Source organism: Rhodococcus opacus B4 (assembly GCF_000010805.1).
GTDB lineage: Bacteria > Actinomycetota > Actinomycetes > Mycobacteriales > Mycobacteriaceae > Rhodococcus_F > Rhodococcus_F opacus_C.
The window spans coordinates 6,112,523-6,128,546 of the sequence record NC_012522.1; the positions used below are offsets into that span (position 1 = coordinate 6,112,523).

General features: G+C 68.8%; 18 protein-coding genes. 11 read left to right on the top strand and 7 right to left on the bottom strand.

Features of this window, described 5'->3' with window-relative positions; genetic code table 11:
- Window positions 1-17: 17 nt before the first annotated feature.
- The 5 genes from clpB (at window position 18) to pyrE (ending at window position 6,036) form a co-directional block, all read left to right on the top strand.
- Window positions 18-2,570, top strand: coding sequence for an ATP-dependent chaperone ClpB (clpB, locus tag ROP_RS27710; protein ID WP_015889334.1), 2,553 nt, complete (start codon window positions 18-20; stop codon window positions 2,568-2,570).
- A 144-nt stretch (window positions 2,571-2,714) separates the two neighbouring features.
- The gene (locus tag ROP_RS27715; protein WP_015889335.1) at window positions 2,715-3,665 is read left to right on the top strand and encodes a hypothetical protein; all 951 of its coding nucleotides are present in this window, start codon (window positions 2,715-2,717) and stop codon (window positions 3,663-3,665) included.
- 112 nt (window positions 3,666-3,777) lie between these two features.
- Window positions 3,778-4,623 carry a hypothetical protein gene (locus ROP_RS27720; RefSeq protein WP_015889336.1) on the top strand — a complete coding sequence of 282 codons (846 nt, stop codon included), beginning with the start codon at window positions 3,778-3,780 and terminating at the stop codon, window positions 4,621-4,623.
- Between the two features lie 67 nt (window positions 4,624-4,690).
- On the top strand, window positions 4,691-5,485 hold the full coding sequence (locus ROP_RS27725) for an SDR family NAD(P)-dependent oxidoreductase (RefSeq protein ID WP_015889337.1): 795 nt from the start codon (window positions 4,691-4,693) through the stop codon (window positions 5,483-5,485).
- 20 nt (window positions 5,486-5,505) lie between these two features.
- Window positions 5,506-6,036: an orotate phosphoribosyltransferase gene (gene pyrE, locus ROP_RS27730; RefSeq protein WP_015889338.1), complete on the top strand. Its 531-nt coding sequence runs from the start codon at window positions 5,506-5,508 to the stop codon at window positions 6,034-6,036.
- A gap of 57 nt (window positions 6,037-6,093) precedes the next feature.
- Here the strand turns inward: pyrE and ROP_RS27735 are convergent, their stop codons facing one another.
- The 4 genes from ROP_RS27735 to ROP_RS27750 all read right to left on the bottom strand — a co-directional run bounded on the left by ROP_RS27735 (window position 6,094) and on the right by ROP_RS27750 (window position 9,913).
- Window positions 6,094-7,356 (bottom strand): MFS transporter, encoded by a 1,263-nt coding sequence (locus tag ROP_RS27735; RefSeq protein WP_043825443.1) that lies wholly within the window; start codon window positions 7,354-7,356, stop codon window positions 6,094-6,096.
- A 32-nt stretch (window positions 7,357-7,388) separates the two neighbouring features.
- The gene (locus ROP_RS27740; RefSeq protein ID WP_043825445.1) at window positions 7,389-7,829 is read right to left on the bottom strand and encodes a MarR family winged helix-turn-helix transcriptional regulator; all 441 of its coding nucleotides are present in this window, start codon (window positions 7,827-7,829) and stop codon (window positions 7,389-7,391) included.
- Window positions 7,830-7,913: 84 nt separating this feature from the next.
- Window positions 7,914-8,369, bottom strand: a complete 456-nt coding sequence (locus tag ROP_RS27745) for an SRPBCC family protein (protein WP_015889341.1) — start codon at window positions 8,367-8,369, stop codon at window positions 7,914-7,916.
- Window positions 8,366-9,913, bottom strand: a complete 1,548-nt coding sequence (locus ROP_RS27750) for a flavin-containing monooxygenase (RefSeq protein ID WP_015889342.1) — start codon at window positions 9,911-9,913, stop codon at window positions 8,366-8,368. Before ROP_RS27750 ends, ROP_RS27745 begins: the two co-directional genes overlap by 4 nt.
- A gap of 150 nt (window positions 9,914-10,063) precedes the next feature.
- On the opposite strand from ROP_RS27750, the gene ROP_RS27755 reads away from it, so the two are divergent.
- From ROP_RS27755 to ROP_RS27765, 3 genes are read left to right on the top strand one after another with little or no spacing between them, the layout of a single operon-like run.
- Entirely contained in the window at window positions 10,064-10,435 is a 372-nt protein-coding gene (locus ROP_RS27755; protein ID WP_015889343.1) for an ArsR/SmtB family transcription factor, read from the top strand.
- A complete protein-coding gene (locus ROP_RS27760) occupies window positions 10,432-11,076 on the top strand; it encodes an SRPBCC family protein (protein WP_015889344.1) in 645 nt (214 codons plus the stop codon). The genes ROP_RS27755 and ROP_RS27760 overlap by 4 nt, the downstream gene beginning before the upstream one ends.
- A 16-nt stretch (window positions 11,077-11,092) precedes the next feature.
- A complete protein-coding gene (locus ROP_RS27765; RefSeq protein WP_015889345.1) occupies window positions 11,093-11,590 on the top strand; it encodes a DUF1992 domain-containing protein in 498 nt (165 codons plus the stop codon).
- Window positions 11,591-11,594: 4 nt separating this feature from the next.
- On the opposite strand, the gene ROP_RS27770 is transcribed toward ROP_RS27765, so the two are convergent.
- The gene (locus ROP_RS27770; RefSeq protein WP_015889346.1) at window positions 11,595-12,863 is read right to left on the bottom strand and encodes a benzoate/H(+) symporter BenE family transporter; all 1,269 of its coding nucleotides are present in this window, start codon (window positions 12,861-12,863) and stop codon (window positions 11,595-11,597) included.
- Between the two features lie 242 nt (window positions 12,864-13,105).
- On the opposite strand from ROP_RS27770, the gene ROP_RS27775 reads away from it, so the two are divergent.
- On the top strand, window positions 13,106-13,402 hold the full coding sequence (locus ROP_RS27775) for a hypothetical protein (RefSeq protein WP_043825448.1): 297 nt from the start codon (window positions 13,106-13,108) through the stop codon (window positions 13,400-13,402).
- A gap of 1 nt (window position 13,403) precedes the next feature.
- On the opposite strand, the gene ROP_RS27780 is transcribed toward ROP_RS27775, so the two are convergent.
- Window positions 13,404-14,045: a ScbR family autoregulator-binding transcription factor gene (locus ROP_RS27780; RefSeq protein ID WP_015889348.1), complete on the bottom strand. Its 642-nt coding sequence runs from the start codon at window positions 14,043-14,045 to the stop codon at window positions 13,404-13,406.
- Between the two features lie 102 nt (window positions 14,046-14,147).
- Between ROP_RS27780 and ROP_RS27785 the strand changes: the two genes are divergently transcribed.
- A complete protein-coding gene (locus ROP_RS27785) occupies window positions 14,148-14,876 on the top strand; it encodes a lysoplasmalogenase (RefSeq protein WP_015889349.1) in 729 nt (242 codons plus the stop codon).
- On the opposite strand, the gene ROP_RS27790 is transcribed toward ROP_RS27785, so the two are convergent.
- Entirely contained in the window at window positions 14,860-15,306 is a 447-nt protein-coding gene (locus ROP_RS27790) for a hypothetical protein (protein ID WP_015889350.1), read from the bottom strand. The two genes, ROP_RS27785 and ROP_RS27790, sit on opposite strands and share 17 nt — an antisense overlap.
- A 114-nt stretch (window positions 15,307-15,420) precedes the next feature.
- Here ROP_RS27790 and ROP_RS27795 point away from each other — a divergent pair, with 114 nt between their 5' ends.
- Complete coding sequence (locus tag ROP_RS27795) at window positions 15,421-16,020, top strand: hypothetical protein (RefSeq protein WP_043825451.1); 600 nt, start codon at window positions 15,421-15,423, stop codon at window positions 16,018-16,020.
- The last annotated feature ends 4 nt before the right edge of the window (window positions 16,021-16,024 follow it).

Sequence of the window (16,024 nt, forward strand, 5' to 3'; positions counted from 1 at the left end):
GCCAGAAGAGGTGACCAGTGGACTCGTTCAATCCGACCACCAAGACCCAGGCCGCGATGACCGCTGCGCTCCAGTCGGCGTCGTCGGCCGGGAATCCCGACATCAGGCCCGCGCATCTGCTCGTGGCCTTGCTCGACCAGACCGACGGCATCGCCGCCCCGCTCCTGAAGGCGGTCGGCGTCGACCCCGCCGAGATTCATCGTGAAGCGCAGAATCTCGTCGACCGGCTGCCCAAGACGACGGGCGCCACGACGACACCACAGCTCGGCCGCGAGGCACTCGCCGCACTCACGACCGCGCAGCATCTCGCCACCGAACTCGACGACGAATACGTGTCGACGGAACACCTGATGGTCGGACTGGCGTCGGGCGAGTCGGACGTGGCCGGGATTCTGAGGCGGCACGGCGCCACCCCCGAGGCGCTGCGTGACGCCTTCACCACCGTCCGCGGCAGCGCGCGCGTCACCAGCCCGGATCCCGAGGGCACGTATCAGGCGCTCGAGAAGTACTCCACCGACCTCACCGCCCTGGCCCGCAACGGCAAGCTGGACCCGGTGATCGGCCGCGACAACGAGATCCGCCGCGTCGTGCAGGTCCTCAGCCGCCGCACCAAGAACAACCCGGTGCTGATCGGTGAGCCCGGAGTCGGCAAGACCGCCATCGTCGAGGGGCTGGCCCAGCGCATCGTCGCGGGCGACGTCCCCGAATCGCTGCGCGGCAAGTCGGTGATCTCCCTCGACCTCGGATCGATGGTCGCCGGAGCCAAGTACCGCGGCGAATTCGAGGAACGGCTCAAGGCCGTCCTCGACGACATCAAGAACTCGGCCGGTCAGGTCATCACGTTCATCGACGAACTCCACACCATCGTCGGTGCGGGTGCCACCGGTGAGTCGGCGATGGACGCCGGCAACATGATCAAGCCGATGCTCGCCCGCGGTGAGCTGCGGCTCGTCGGCGCGACCACGCTCGAGGAATACCGCAAGTACATCGAGAAGGACGCCGCCCTCGAACGCCGCTTCCAGCAGGTGCTGGTGGGCGAACCGTCCGTCGAGGACACCGTGGGCATCCTGCGCGGGCTCAAGGAGCGGTACGAGGTGCACCACGGTGTGCGCATCACCGACTCCGCGCTCGTCGCCGCCGCCACCCTCAGCGACCGGTACATCACGTCCCGGTTCCTGCCGGACAAGGCGATCGACCTCGTGGACGAGGCCGCGTCCCGGCTGCGGATGGAGATCGATTCGCGACCCGAGGAGATCGACACCGTCGAGCGCATCGTCCGCCGCCTCGAGATCGAGGAGATGGCGCTGCAGAAGGAATCCGACGCGGCGTCGAAGGACCGGCTCGAGAAGTTGCGTCAGGAATTGGCCGACGAACGGGAGAAGCTCAATCAGCTGACCACCCGCTGGCAGAACGAGAAGCAGGCCATCGACTCCGTGCGCGGGGTCAAGGAGCAGCTCGAGACGCTTCGCGGCGAGGAGGAACGCGCCGAACGCGACGGCGACCTCGGCCGGGCCGCGGAACTGCGCTACGGGCGGATCCCGCAGCTCGAGAAGGAACTCGAGCAGGCCGCCCGCGACTCCGGTGCCGCCGCCGACGGCGACGTCATGCTCAAGGAGGAAGTGGGTCCCGACGACGTCGCCGACGTGGTCGCGGCGTGGACCGGCATCCCCGCCGGCCGCATGATGGAGGGCGAGACCGCCAAGCTGCTGCGGATGGAATCCGAGCTCGGCAAGCGGGTCGTCGGTCAGGAAGAGGCCGTCGTCGCCGTGTCGGACGCGGTCCGCCGCGCCCGCGCCGGCGTCGCCGACCCCAACCGGCCCACCGGTTCGTTCCTGTTCCTCGGACCCACCGGCGTCGGTAAGACGGAACTCGCGAAGTCCCTCGCGGACTTCCTGTTCGACGACGAGCGCGCCATGGTCCGCATCGACATGTCCGAGTACAGCGAGAAGCATTCGGTGGCCCGGCTCGTCGGCGCGCCGCCCGGATACGTCGGGTACGAGGCGGGCGGGCAGCTCACCGAGGCCGTGCGACGGCGTCCGTACACGGTGGTGCTGTTCGACGAGGTGGAGAAGGCGCATCCTGACGTCTTCGACATCCTGCTCGCCGTCCTCGACGAAGGCCGGCTGACCGACGGTCAGGGGCGGACGGTCGACTTCCGCAACACCATCCTGATCCTCACGTCCAACCTCGGTGCGGGCGGATCGCGGGAGCAGGTGATGGATGCGGTGCGGCACGCGTTCAAGCCGGAGTTCATCAACCGGCTCGACGACGTCGTGATCTTCGAACCGCTCACCGAGGAGCAGCTCGAGTCGATCGTCGACATCCAGCTCGACCAGCTGTCCCGCAGGCTCGCGGCGCGGCGGCTGACGCTGGACGTGTCCGACTCGGCCCGCTTCTGGCTGGCCGTCCGCGGCTACGACCCCATGTACGGGGCCCGGCCGCTGCGCCGGCTGATCCAGCAGGCGATCGGCGACCAGCTCGCGAAGCTGCTGCTCGCCGGCGACGTCAAGGACGGCGACACGGTCCCCGTGAAGGTGTCCGAGACCGGGGACGCGCTCGTCCTCGGCTGACCCCCCACGTGAGTGGCACGGTGTGCTCCCGCACGCCGTGCCACTCACGTGTGTTTTCACAGTGCCGTCTTAAGTTTCGCCGCTACCCTGGACGGTCCGTAACCGCAGGACACCGGCCACACGAACCCGAGGGAGGGGCCGATCATGACGAACCCCGACGATCCGCGCACCCCGCAGGAGCGCGCGTACGACGGTACCGAGTCGTGGACGACCGACGATTCGGCGTCACCGGCTCGTGACGAGGACCCCACCCAGGCGTGGTCGCGGCAGGACCAGCCGACCCAGCACCTCGGCTCGTCCGGCCATCGCACCGAATACCTGGGCACCGCCGCCGGGCCGACCGAGCAGTTCTACACGTCCGACCCGACCGCGGCGTACGGGCAGAACCAGCCCAATCCGACGCAGGCGTACCCGGCCTACGACCCGCGGTTCGACCAGCAGGCTCCGCCGCCGAACGCCACGCAGGCGTATCCGCCCTACGAGGCCCAGCAGTACCAGGGCGGGTACCCGACGGGGCAGTATCCGAACGCCCAGTACCCGAACGGCCAGTACCCGGGATCGCAGTACCAGGCGCCGGTCGCGGAGGCCACCGAGGAGAAGAAGCCTCGCCGGATCGGCACGTGGATCGCCGCCGCGGCCGCCGCGTTGCTGCTGATCGCGGTCATCGGCTTCGGTGTCGCCCTGTTCACGACGGCGCCGAACAACTCGTCGAGCACCACCGCGGCGGGTCCCACCACGTCCCGTCCGCCGGCCACCACTGCACCGCCGAAGACGACTGCGCCGCCGTCGACGACCTCCGAGTCGCCGCTCGATCAACTTCCCGGCGGTATCGGCGAGGCCATCGGGGCTGCGGGTGCCGCGTTCGGGACGATCAGCACCAACGACGGCACCACGCTCACCCTCGATGCCCTCGGCGGTTCGAAGCTGACGGTCCAGACCAACGCGCAGACCAACGTGATCGCACTCGACGGCACCACGGTGGCCGATCTGAAGCCCGGGTTCACCGTCATGGTGCAGGGGACGAAGGTCGAGAACGGCACGATGATGGCCGAGACGATCATCAGCACCGAGCTGCCCAAGCTCGGTGGCAACTAGGCCCACCCGTGGCGGCGGACACGGCCCTCGAACCGGTTCGGTCAAAACCGACACGGGGTGTCCCGGTACCGCCTACCCTCGTTACGCCCTCGACTCGCTAGGCTGATCAACGATGACCGGAATGTGGTTCTTACTGGCGTTGATCGCACTCGCAGGCGCGTGCGCGTTGCTCTATTTCGATCGCTCGCGTCGTGATCAGACGGGCCGGGTGCGGCAGATCTGGGCCAAGGCCCAGGGCTACACGTACGACAACGTCGAAGAGCGGCTGCCCGCCCAGTTCCATCGGGCCGCGCTGGCCAAGCAGGAATACCTCAGCGCCATCGACGTGGTGAAGGGCGAACGCCGCGGCGAGTCCTTCATCCTGTTCGACCTCGAGGAGACCGCGACCATCGTCGCGGTGCGCCGCCGGGTGGGTTCGGACGTCGACATCGATCTCCGCCTCAAGTCCACCCCGCCGCCGAAGGATTCGGACCTCGACCTGCTCGGCGCCATCGGACCGCGCGTCGTGTTCGCCACCGACCTCGAGATCGCCCGCAGGGTCTGCGATCAGCGGATGGTGGCGTTCACCGAGTCGGTGCCGCCGCACGTGAACATGCTGTGGAGCGAGGGCGAGTGGACCCTCGGTTCGTTGCCCATCGGCAGCAGCGGCCGGGAGTGGGATTCGGCCATCGAGGCCGTCGCCCGGCTGTCCGGCATCCTGCACGTCCTGCCCCCGGTCACCGAGCCGAGCGGATTGGACCGTGGCCATCACGACCCGAGCAGGCCTCGACTGCGTGACGGCGCCCCCGCGGAAGCACGCCCCGCACCGGAGGGACGTCCCTCGCCACAAGCGCGCCCCGCACCGCAGGGACGCCCAGCGTCGCAGGGACGTCCGGCACCGCAGGGACGCCCCGCCCCCCAAGCGCGTCCCACGCCGCAGAAGCGTCCGACGCCGCCGCCGGGCGCTCCGCGCTCGTGAGTGGTTGACGAGTCCCTGGACTCGTTAACCGCGCACAGGCGCGCAGCGCCTTGCTACCGTCACCGGTATGTCGACGCCCCCCAGCTCAGCCCGACCTGTTGCCCTCGTCACCGGCCCGACGTCGGGGCTCGGTGCCGGTTTCGCGAGGAAGTTCGCGTCCCTCGGTTACGACCTCGTGCTCGTCGCGCGTGACGACACCCGCCTGCACGCCCTCGCCGACGAGATGAAGGCGCTGTTCGACACCGAGTCCGAGATCCTGCAGGCCGATCTGGCGACGGCGTCCGGGCGCGAGGAGGTGGCGCAACGCCTCGGGAAGGGTGTCGAAGTACTGGTCAACAACGCCGGATTCGGTACGTCGGGCGAATTCTGGACCGCGACGCCCGAGCTGTTGCAGTCCCAGCTGGACGTGAACGTCACCGCCGTCATGCAGCTGACCCGCGCGGCGCTGCCCGGCATGATCGCGGCGGCGAACGGCACCGTCATCAACGTGGCGAGCGTCGCGGGACTGCTGTCCGGGCGGGGGTCGACGTATTCGGCGAGCAAGGCGTACGTGATCTCGTTCTCCGAGGGTCTGGCGAACGGGCTGGGCGGCACGGGTGTGCGGATCCAGGCGTTGTGCCCGGGATTCATCCGCACCGAGTTCCACGAGCGCGCGGGCATCGAGATGAGTTCGATTCCGAATGCGATGTGGCTGAGCGTCGACCAGGTCGTCGCGGCGTCGCTGGCCGATCTCGAGGACGGCAAGGTCGTGAGCGTTCCCGGCCTCCAGTACAAGGTGCTGACGACCGCCGGGCGTCTCGTCCCGAAGAGTCTGGTCCGGCGGCTGACCAACGTGTTCGGCCGGGGGCGTGCCCGCACGTAGAGGTGGGTAGGGTTTCGGGCATGAGTGATCGCGAGGATCTGGCCGCGTTGGTGCGCGAGCTGGCTGTTGTGCACGGCAAGGTGACGTTGTCTTCGGGCAAGGAAGCCGACTACTACGTGGACCTTCGCCGCGCCACGCTGCATCACGAGGCGGGCCCGCTGATCGGGAAGTTGCTGCGTGAATTGGTGGCGGACTGGGATTTCGACGCAGTCGGCGGGCTGACGATGGGCGCAGACCCGGTGGCGATGGCCGTGATGCACGCTCCGGGCAGGCCGATCGACTCGTTCGTGGTGCGTAAGGCCGCGAAGGCGCACGGGATGCAGCGGCAGATCGAGGGACCGGACGTCGTGGGCAAGCGCGTACTCGTCGTGGAGGACACCACGACCACGGGCAACTCGCCGCTCACCGCGGTGAAGGCGCTGCGCGACGTGGGGGCGATCGTCGTGGGTGTCGCGACCGTCGTCGACCGGGCGACCGGGGCCGGCGACGTCATCGCGGCCGAGGGTCTCGAGTACCGTTCGCTCCTCGGCCTCCCCGACCTGAACCTCTGACCGCACAGGTGAGTGGCGAAGCGTGCCGGGGCACACGTCGCCACTCACGTCAGCGAGTCAGTCGGCGTCGCCTGCCGTGACGGCCAGTGCCTCGTCGACGCTGTGTGGTGCGGGATCGTGCTCGTCGACGTGGGCGAGGACCTTACGGCCGGTCGCGAGGACGAGGATCGCGGCGGCGGTGCACACCGCGCCGACCCAGAAGGGCAGGTGGATGTTGCTCTCCCCGAGCTTGCCTGCGACCCACGGTGCGGCGGCGCCGCCGACGAAGCGGACGAAGCTGTAGGCCGCGGACGCCGTCGACCGCTCGACGGGGGCGGAGATCATCACGGTCTCGGTGATGAGGGTGTTGTTGACCCCGAGGAACAGCCCGGCGAGCACGACGCCGACGATGAGCACGGTCTTGTTGTCGGTGAACGCGGCCATCATGGCGAGGTCGAGGGCGAACAGCGCGAGGGCCACCATCATCATCGGTAGCGTGCCGAAGCGCCGCTGCAGGCGCGGGGCGAGGAACACCGACGCGACGGCCAGTGCGAGGCCCCAGCCGAAGAAGATGAATCCGATCGAGTACGTGCCCATGTCCAGCGGGAACGGCGTGTACGCGAGCAGTGTGAAGAAGCCGTAGTTGTAGAGCAGCGCGGTGATCGCGACGGTGAGCAGGCCGCGGTGGCGCAGGGCGAGGAACGGTGCGGCGATCGACGTGCGGTGTTCCGGCTTGGGGGCGGACGGCAGCATCACGACGATCAGAATGAACGCGACGGCCATCAGGGCTGCGACGCCGAAGAACGGTGCGCGCCAGCTGATGTTGCCGAGGACACCGCCGACCAGCGGGCCGACGGCGATGCCGATGCCCAGCGCGGCCTCGTAGAGGATGATGGCCCGCGCGACGCCGCCGCTGGCCGCGCCGACGATGGCGGCGAGTGCGGTGGCGATGAACAGGGCGTTGCCCAGTCCCCAGCCGGCGCGGAAGCCGACGATCTGGGCGATGGTGCCGGAGCTTCCGGCCAGCGCCGCGAACACGACGATGACGGCGAGACCGGTCAGGAGGGTCTTCTTGGCGCCGATCCGGCTCGACACCACGCCGGTGATGAGCATCGCGACACCGGTGACCAGCATGTAGCTGGTGAACAGCAGCGACACCTGGGACGGGGTCGCGTTCAGTTGTTCGCCGATCGGTTTGAGGATGGGGTCGACGAGCCCGATGCCCATGAACGCGATGACGCTGGCGAAGGCGACGGCCCACACCGATTTCGGCTGGTGGAGGAGGCTCGGTGGCGCCTCGCTGCTGTTCGTGACGGTTGCGGTCGTGGTGCTCACGGCCACCTCCTTCGATGTGTTTCGGGGTGGATGGGTCGTCAGGCGCGCGCCGGCGACGTGACGATCGAACGCAGTTCGGACAGTCCCTGCGTCAGTCGTTCCAGCTGCCCGGGTTCGAGGTCCGCGAAGTGCGGGGCGAGGGCGCCCGCGATTTCGTTGCGGGCCACGGTCAGCCAGTCGCGTCCGAGGTCGGTGATGGACACCCGGACTGCCCGGGCGTCGTCCGGATCGGGGCGGCGGGCCACGTATCCGCGATCGGCGAGCTTCTGGAGCAGGGCGGTCGCGGATGGTTGCGAGCAGCGGTCGATGCGGGCGAACTCGCTGATGCGGAGTTCGCCGTGGTCGTCGAGCAGGGCGAGGGCACGTGTCCACGGCCGGGGATGGTCCTCGGATCCGAAGGAGCTCGCGAGCCTGGTGAATCGGTGAGAATTCGTGACCAGGTCGACGAGCAGGCTGTGCAGCCGTGTGTCGTCGTCCATGGAAAACATGTTACATAGGCTAACTATCTATGTATACAGGCGCCGGCTGTTCCACTTGTCACACGAGGATGAAACAGCCGGGGGTCAGGCCGACCGGCGGGCGACTTCCTCCACCTGGCGCCGCAGCGTGGCGTCGGTGTTGCGGATCGCCTGCGCGACGAAGGGCTCGATGATCCTGCCGAGCGCCTTGCCCGCGAGCCCACCGGGCAGGTCGTAGCGGAAATCGACCGTCAGGCGGGTCTCGGTCTCGCCGACGGCGTCGAACTGCCACCGCGAGTGGGTGTAGAGGCCATCGATCGACTCGAGCTCGATCAGCGAATTCCGTTCCCACCCAGTGACCTTCACGACCGAACCGAGAGTCTTGGGGCCGATCTTCATCGCGGCGTCGTAGACGGCCCCGAGCCCCCGATCCTGTTCACCGATCGGATCGAACTTGGTGATCCCGAACATCCAGGACGGGACGTGGCGATAGTCGTCGACGTAGTCGAAGGCGCCCGCGACGGGCGCGCCGGCGACGGCCGTGTGATGGATCTCGATCATCGTGACTTTCCTGACGGGTGAGGGGCGCGGGACGGCTGTGTCCGGTACGGCCGGACGGCGTAGTTCTCGAAATCGAAGCGGGCGAGGCGACGGCGCAGGGACCCGGTGGACCACGGCCACGCTGCGAAGTTCCTGCCGTCGGCGTCGAGGTAGTAGCTGCTGCACCCGCCGTTGTTGAACACGGTCGGCTCCAGGCCCTTCTGCACCGCGTCGTTGAACCGGCGGAACGGCTTCTCACGCACCTCGAGCACTTCGATGCCCTGCCGCTCGGCCTGGGTGATTCCGTCGATCACGTAGTCGAGCTGGGTCTCGGCCAGGCCGAGGAACGAGTTGTACACCAGGATGTTCGGGCCGAGCATGATGTACGCGTTCGGTGCGCCGGGTGTCGTGGTGGCCAGATAGGCCTCGGGACTCTTCGACCATTTCTCCGACAGCAGCGCCCCGTCGCGCCCGCGGATCCGGCTCGCGATCGGCGGGTGGCTCACGTCGAAGCCGGTGCCGAAGATGAGGACGTCGACCTCCCGGCGGGTGCCGTCGGCGCCGACGACGACGCGGCCGTCGACCTCGGTGAGGGCGTGCGGGATCAACTCGACGTTGCTCTTCGTCAGTGCCGGGAGATACGTGTTGGACAGCAGGAGGCGCTTGCATCCGAGTGTGAAGTCCGGGGTCAGGGCCGCGCGCAGCGCCGGGTCCGGCACCTGCCGGGCGAGCCAGCGGGTACCGATTGGGTTGAGGAGCCGGGCGGTGCGTTCCCGGCGCATCGCCCAGGTGAGCGTCCGCAGGACGATGTCGAGGATCTGCCGCAGCGCGCGCTGCGTCGTCGGGACCCGCGCGAACACCCACTGCGCGATCCGCGGGAACGGGAAGTCCAGGCGGGGCACCACCCAGGCCGGAGTCCGCTGGAACACGTACAGCGCCTCGACGTCCGGCTGGATCTCGGGGATGAACTGCACCGCGGACGCGCCGGTGCCCACGACCGCGACCTTCTTGCCGGTGAGGTCGACGTCGTGGTTCCAGCGGGCCGAGTGGAAGATGTCGCCGCCGAATCCGTCGATGCCGGGGACCGCGGGAGTGCTGGGTTCGGTGATCGGGCCCGCCGCGAAGATCACGTGCTGGGCGACGATCGTGCCCCGGCTGGTGTCGAGGATCCAGCGTCGGCGCTCGTCCGACCACACGGCCTCGCGGAGTTCGGTGTGCATCGCGATCCTCGACTGCAGGCCGAACTCGGCGACGGTGCGCTCGATGTAGGACAGCAGTTCCGGCTGGAGTGCGAAGTTGCTGCGCCATCCGGGGTTGGGGTTGAACGAGAACGAGTACACCGGTGCCGGAATGTCGACACCGCATCCGGGGTACGTGTTCTCGCGCCACACGCCGCCGACGCGATCGGACTTCTCCAGGACGACGAAATCCGTGATGCCCGCGCGTTCGAGTTTGACGGCGGCGGCGATCCCGGACAGGCCGGCGCCGATCACGACGACGCGCAGGTGCCGCTCGTCTCCGCTGCTCTCGGGTGCTGCGGCGTGCTCGGGGGTGGTCGCTGTCATGTCGCTTTCCTGGGGCGGATCCGGAACGTTCGCCGTCAGTCCATTTAACTGAGACGTGGTGTCACAGTAAAAGGAGCGAGGCGCCTTGGCAAGTGTTCACCGATCGTTTGCGTCTTGACTTATATAAGCAAAGGCTGAAATATAAATCGAGTGCACGCCTTCGACGTACTCGGTGATCCGGTCCGCCGCCGGATTCTCGAGCTGATCGCGGACGACGAGAAGACGTCCGGTGCGGTCAGTGACGTCATCGGTGCCGAGTTCGGAATCTCGCAACCTGCCGTGTCTCAACATCTGAAAGTATTGCGGGAGAACGGATTCGCCACCGTCCGACGCGACGGTCCGCGACGGCTGTATGCGGTGGAGACCGAACCGCTCCGCGACATCGACGCGTGGCTCGGCCAGTTCCGGCGCTTCTGGACGCCGCGGCTCGACGCACTGGCCACGGAGATCGCGCGGGGGCGCCGCAAGCAACGACCGTCCGGCGGGGACGGAACAGACCCGACGCAAGGGAGCGATCGATGATCGATGTGACGCAGCAGATCAACGCGGTACGCCGGTCGGTGGGCAGCCGGACGCTCGAGGCGGGTGAGGCCCGCACCGTGACGATCGGACGCGCCTACGACGCCACGGTGGAGGAGGTGTGGAACGCCTGCACGGACGCCGAGCGAATCCCGCGGTGGTTCATGCCGGTAACGGGCGACCTGCGCCTGCACGGCCGCTACCAGCTCGAAGGCAACGCCGGCGGTGAGATCCTGACGTGTGATCCGCCGAACGGATTCACCGCGACCTGGGAGTACGGCGGCGACGTCAGCTGGATCGACGTGTCCTTCACCGCGGACCCGGGCGGGGGCACCCGTTTCGAGCTGCGGCACACGGCGCACGTCGACGACAAGTTCTGGGACGAATACGGTCCGGGGGCGACCGGTGTCGGCTGGGAGCTCGGCGTCCTGGGGCTGTTCCTGCACCTGGGACCGGGGGAGCCGATGGACCCGAAGGAGAGCGAGGCCTGGTCGGTCAGCGACGAGGGCCGGGAGTTCGTCACGGCCAGTAGCGCGAAGTGGAGGGACGCGAGCATCGCGTTCGGGACTCCGGAGGCCGCGGCGACCGCGGCCGGCGACCGTACGACCGCGTTCTACACGGGAGCCGACGCCGAGGCGGGCTGAACTCGGTCCTGGAAGAATGGCGTGCGTGACCGAGCGTAAGCCTCCCGGGGTGAGCTTCGAGAACTGGATCGACAAGCAGATCCGGCTCGCACAGGAGCGCGGCGACTTCGACAATCTCCCCGGCTCGGGCAAGCCGATTCCGGGGGGCGACGTCGACGACGAACTGTGGTGGGTCAAGAATTACCTCCGGCGCGAGAATCTGCCGACCGATTCGTTGCTCCCCACGCCGCTGCAACTGCGCAGGGAGATCGAGCGGTTGCCCGACACCATCCGTGGAATGCCGTCCGAGCAGGCGGTGCGGGACGTGGTGGCGCAGCTCAACCTGCAGATCGTCGAGTGGTTGCGGGCGCCGTCCGGCCCGCGTATCCCGGTGAGCCCGGTCGACGCGGACGAGGTCGTCGCGACCTGGCGCCGGCAGAAGCAGTACGTGCGGAAGCCGCAGCAGGAATCGCCCCCGGAACCGGCACCGGACCCGTCCCGAGCGGGCAGGCGGTGGTGGCGGCGGGGACGGTGACGGATCATCCCGTCCGGAAGTCACCCGATTCCATCACCCGGGACACGAGCAGTCCCATGACCAGTCCCCAGAAGGCCGCCCCGATGTTGAGGAACTGCACGTTCGAGACGGTCACCAGAAACGTCACGAGCGCGCCGAGCGTGTACCGGGAGCTGAACGCGGCGACGAACGACCCCTGCAGCGCCCGGAGCATCGCCAGACCGCCGAGCGTCGCGACGAACGCGGCCGGGGTGGCCAGCATCAGCTGAACGAACAGTGGGGCGAACAGGCCCACGACCACGGCGAGCAATCCGCAGACGACGGCCGCCGTGTACTGCCGGGTGCGCTGCCCCGACGCCACCAGCAGGGCGTTGGTCGGCCCCGTCAGGCACGTCGACACGGCTCCGACGGCGGAGGTGGCGAGGGACCAGACCCCGCACAGGACGGTGCCGACGTTCATCGGCGGCTTGTGGCCGGCCGACGTCAGCACGGCTGCACCCTGACCGTTCTGCACGACGATGACCGTGATCGCCAGCGGGACGACCAGTTCGGCGATCGCCTGCCAGGTGAACTGCGGAGCCTGGAACATCGGCGCCGCGATCCACGCTGTGCCAGTGCCGGTGGGGTGGAAGCGGCCCGTGACCGCGACCGCGGCCGCGCCGACGAGCAGGGCGCCCAGGATCGGGGGCATCCACCGGCCGAGCGCGGCGCGGGACGCGAGGAGGACGAAGGCGACGACCATCGGAACGGCCACGGCCGCATCGGTTCCCACGGCGTGAACGAGGTCGGTGCCGAACTTCAGGAAGACGCCGGCGACCATCGCCATGACGATCGGCATCGGGAGCATCGCCATGACCTGGCGCACCCGCCCGGTCAGGCCGAGGACGAGGACCAGGAGCCCGGTCACGAGGAACGCCCCGAGCACCTCCGGCCACGACAGGTGGGTGAGCGAGCCGCCGACGATGATCGTGCCGGGGATCGTCCAGAAGAACGCGAGCGGCTGACGGTACAGCCAGCTGGCGAGGACGGTGAGGATGCCGTTGAGGAAGAAGACGCCGAAGATCCACGACGCCATCTGCCCGGGCGACAGTCCGCCCGCGGAACCGGCGGCCAGGATCACGGCCACGGGACCGGTCGCGGAGAAGATCAGCCCGATCAGCCCGTTGGCGGCGTAGGTGCCGCCGAGGTCGCGGAGCAGGCGGCGGGGGCCGGCGGGCGGCCACGGCGGTCGTTCGAAGCGAGGGGGGCGCGCCTGCGCGTCTTCGCTGCGGGCCGGTTCCTCGGTGGTCGTCATGAGGCCTTCCTGCTCGGGCAATGCTCACGATGTACGCAAAGCGGACAGAAGCCCCGCTATGCGTACAAATGGTGTGGTCCGGATCATAACCACCCACAGCCCGGCGTTCCCGGCCGGGCCGTCGAACCCTGGGTGGAGTGCATTCCATCCCTGGGGGCAGCGACACCCGGCCGCCGCCACGACAGACTCGTAAGCGTCGACCCGACACCATCCGCACGACTGATCATGCGAAGAAGGGCCACATGGTGGAACTCAGCCGAAATCCCCGAGAGCGAAGGGCCGTGTACTCGCGGCGCACCACGACGGCACTGGCCGGTGAACCACGATCAGCTGTCGAGCGGACGTCGACGTTCCTGGCCTACGGCCTGCTGGCGTTGTTCGGCGGGCTCGGCGTCTTCGGAACCATCTGTTCCGTCGATGCGATTCCGGACGGCGCCCGCATCGCCGTCGTCCAGCCGGCGCCGACGCAGTCGCATCCGCTCGACCTGCCGCATCCGGCGCCGGACGTCCCCGCGGAACCTGCCCAGACCGGCGTCTGAGTCAGGACGCGACGTCGTCGCGCAGTGCCGCGAGTTCGAGGAGGCGCGGCAGCATGTCCGGCGACGCGATCGAGGGCAGCAGCAGGTCCCACATGTCGGCCAGCCGCTCGTACAGGTCGGCACGCCCGGTCAGCGCCTCGGACACCAACTGCATGCCCGTGAACGAACTGACCAGGAAACGGGCCAGCGCCGCGGGATCGACGGTCGCGCGCAGTTGCCCGGCCTCCCGCGCCTTGCCCGCGAGTGCGACGAGAGTGTCGGTCCAGTCGATGTACGGATCGGTGGCCGGGCCGCGGGACGTCCCGAGCTCGAGGGTCAGTCGCACACCCGCCCGCACGATCGGCTCGGTCAGCAGCTGGCGTGCCATCTCCTTGGCGCACAACAGGATCGCCTCCATCGGTGACTGCGCCGTCGCGAGCACGCGCTGCGCCGCCAGCATCGCCATCGCGTGCTGTTCCTTGATCACCGCCCAGGCCAGCGCCTCCTTGGACTCGAAATGAAAGTACAAGGCGCCCTTCGTGACATCGGCGTAGGAGAGGATGCCGCTCAGGCTCGCGCCGCCGTACCCGAGCTTCTCGAAGCTCAGCGCCGCACCTTCCAATACTTGATGGCGGGTGGCCGCCGCGCGCGCCTGTTTTGCCATCACCTGTGCCTCACAATCGCGGAGTCTCCGTGACATCCACTCTCCAGTCAACCACTGTTCGGACCGGTAACCTCGGCACATCCGAAAGCGTGGGAGGAAGACGTGAAGTCGAAGAACAACTGGGGTGCCGAGCACGCGGTGTTCGCCGGTGCGACGCTGGCCACCGTGGTCGGAGCCGTCACCGGGCGGGAGCGGCTGCAGCGCGCGGCGAAACCACTGATCGCGCCCGCGCTCGCCGTCCGGGTGCTGCGCAGGCGCGCGGGCACCGACCCCGCCGACGTCGCGCTTCTCCTCGCCGGGCTCACCGCCGCGACCGTGGGGGACGTCTTCATGATCGACCCCGACGACGACGCCCGTCTCGTGCGCGGCGCGTCCTCGTTCGCCGTCATGCAGGTCGCCTACTCCGCGCTGCTGCTGCGCCGGGGCGCCCGTCCCACCGTGCCGGCCTTGCTGCCCCGGCTCTCGGGGTGGGCAGGGGCGGCGGCGCTGCTCCGTGGGCGCGCGAAGGAGGTCGCCGCACCGTTGACCGCGTACGGCTCGCTACTCGGTACCACGTCGAGCCTCTCGGCCGATCCGTCCCTCGCGCCCGGCGCCGACATCGTCGCGAAGGTGGCCGTGCCGGGAGCCGACCGACGCAGCTGGCTCGGCGTGGGCGGTTTGCTGTTCACCGCCTCCGACGGCCTGATCGTGTTGCGGCGCTTGGTCATCCGGGGAGAACGGGGCAGGGCCGCGGCCGAAGGGCTGATCCTCGCCAGCTACGCCGCGGCCCAGCTGATGCTCGTCGAGGGCATGCTCGCGCTCGGGCGGCATCGAATCACGGGCAGAGCATGATGTGGTCCCGGTCGTTCGGGTCCACCAGGATGGTGATCGTCTCGCCGGGCACGAATCGGGTCGCGTTCTCCCGCCGTACCTCGTAGACCACGCGTCCGGCGTAACTCTCCGAGCCGGGCACGGTCAGCCGGAGGTCCAGTTCGGTGAGTTCTCCGTCGTCCGGGGTGCGGCGAAGCGGGGTGACGTGCTCGATGCGGGCCCAGCCCTCGAGTCCGTGCCGTTCGAGTTTGCGGTTGGCGCGGCTGGGCCGCCCGGCCGCCATCATCCCGAATCCCAGCGCCGAGCCGAAGGCCGCGACCAATCCCATGATCTGGTACGGGATGGTGGCCGGCGGGGTGTGCTGGATCAACCATCCCAGCCAGACGGCGAGGACGATGACGTAGCCGACCGTGACGAAGCAGACCGTCCGCACGATGCGCTGATGATTCATCGATAGCCTCCACCTCCAGATTAACCCGTCCCGGCCTCGCCGAAGCGGCCCCGTCGCCGCACTGCCGTTAGAGTGCAGTGTCGGCAGCAGGTAAGCGTGTGTGGAGGTGGCCGTATGGCGTGGCGTCGGGTGTCGTTGGTGTGTCTGAGCATTGGCTCGGCCATGATGCTCGCAGGGTGTGGTGGGTCCTCGGACGCGGTGGCTCCGCCGACGTCGACGACGACGGCCGCGGCCTCTGTGACCACCACCACGACCACGGTTCCACCGACCACCACGACCACGACCGTCGCGCCGCCGCCGACGACGACGGAGGCGCCGACCACGACGCTCGTCGACGTCCCGTACGAGCACAACGAGTCGTACTTCTTCACGTCTCCGGACGGCGGGTTCCAGTGCGGCATCATCAAGCTGCCGAACCGCACCGAGGCAGGCTGCCAGGGGTCGACGACCCCGGTGCCCCCGCGTCCGGACGACTGCATGGTCGACTGGGGTCACGGCATCCGCGTCGAGAACGACGGCGAGGCGTCGTTCATGTGTGCCGGCGGCCTCGTCTACACGTCGGGCGGCGACGAACCGGACGCGGCCCTGCCCGCCGGCTCGAAACTGACCAAGCTCGGCTACACCTGCGGCACCACCGCCACGGCCGTCACGTGCACCAACGACGAGACGTCGCACGGATTCACCGTCGCCCCCGATTCGAACAAGACGTTCTGACGTC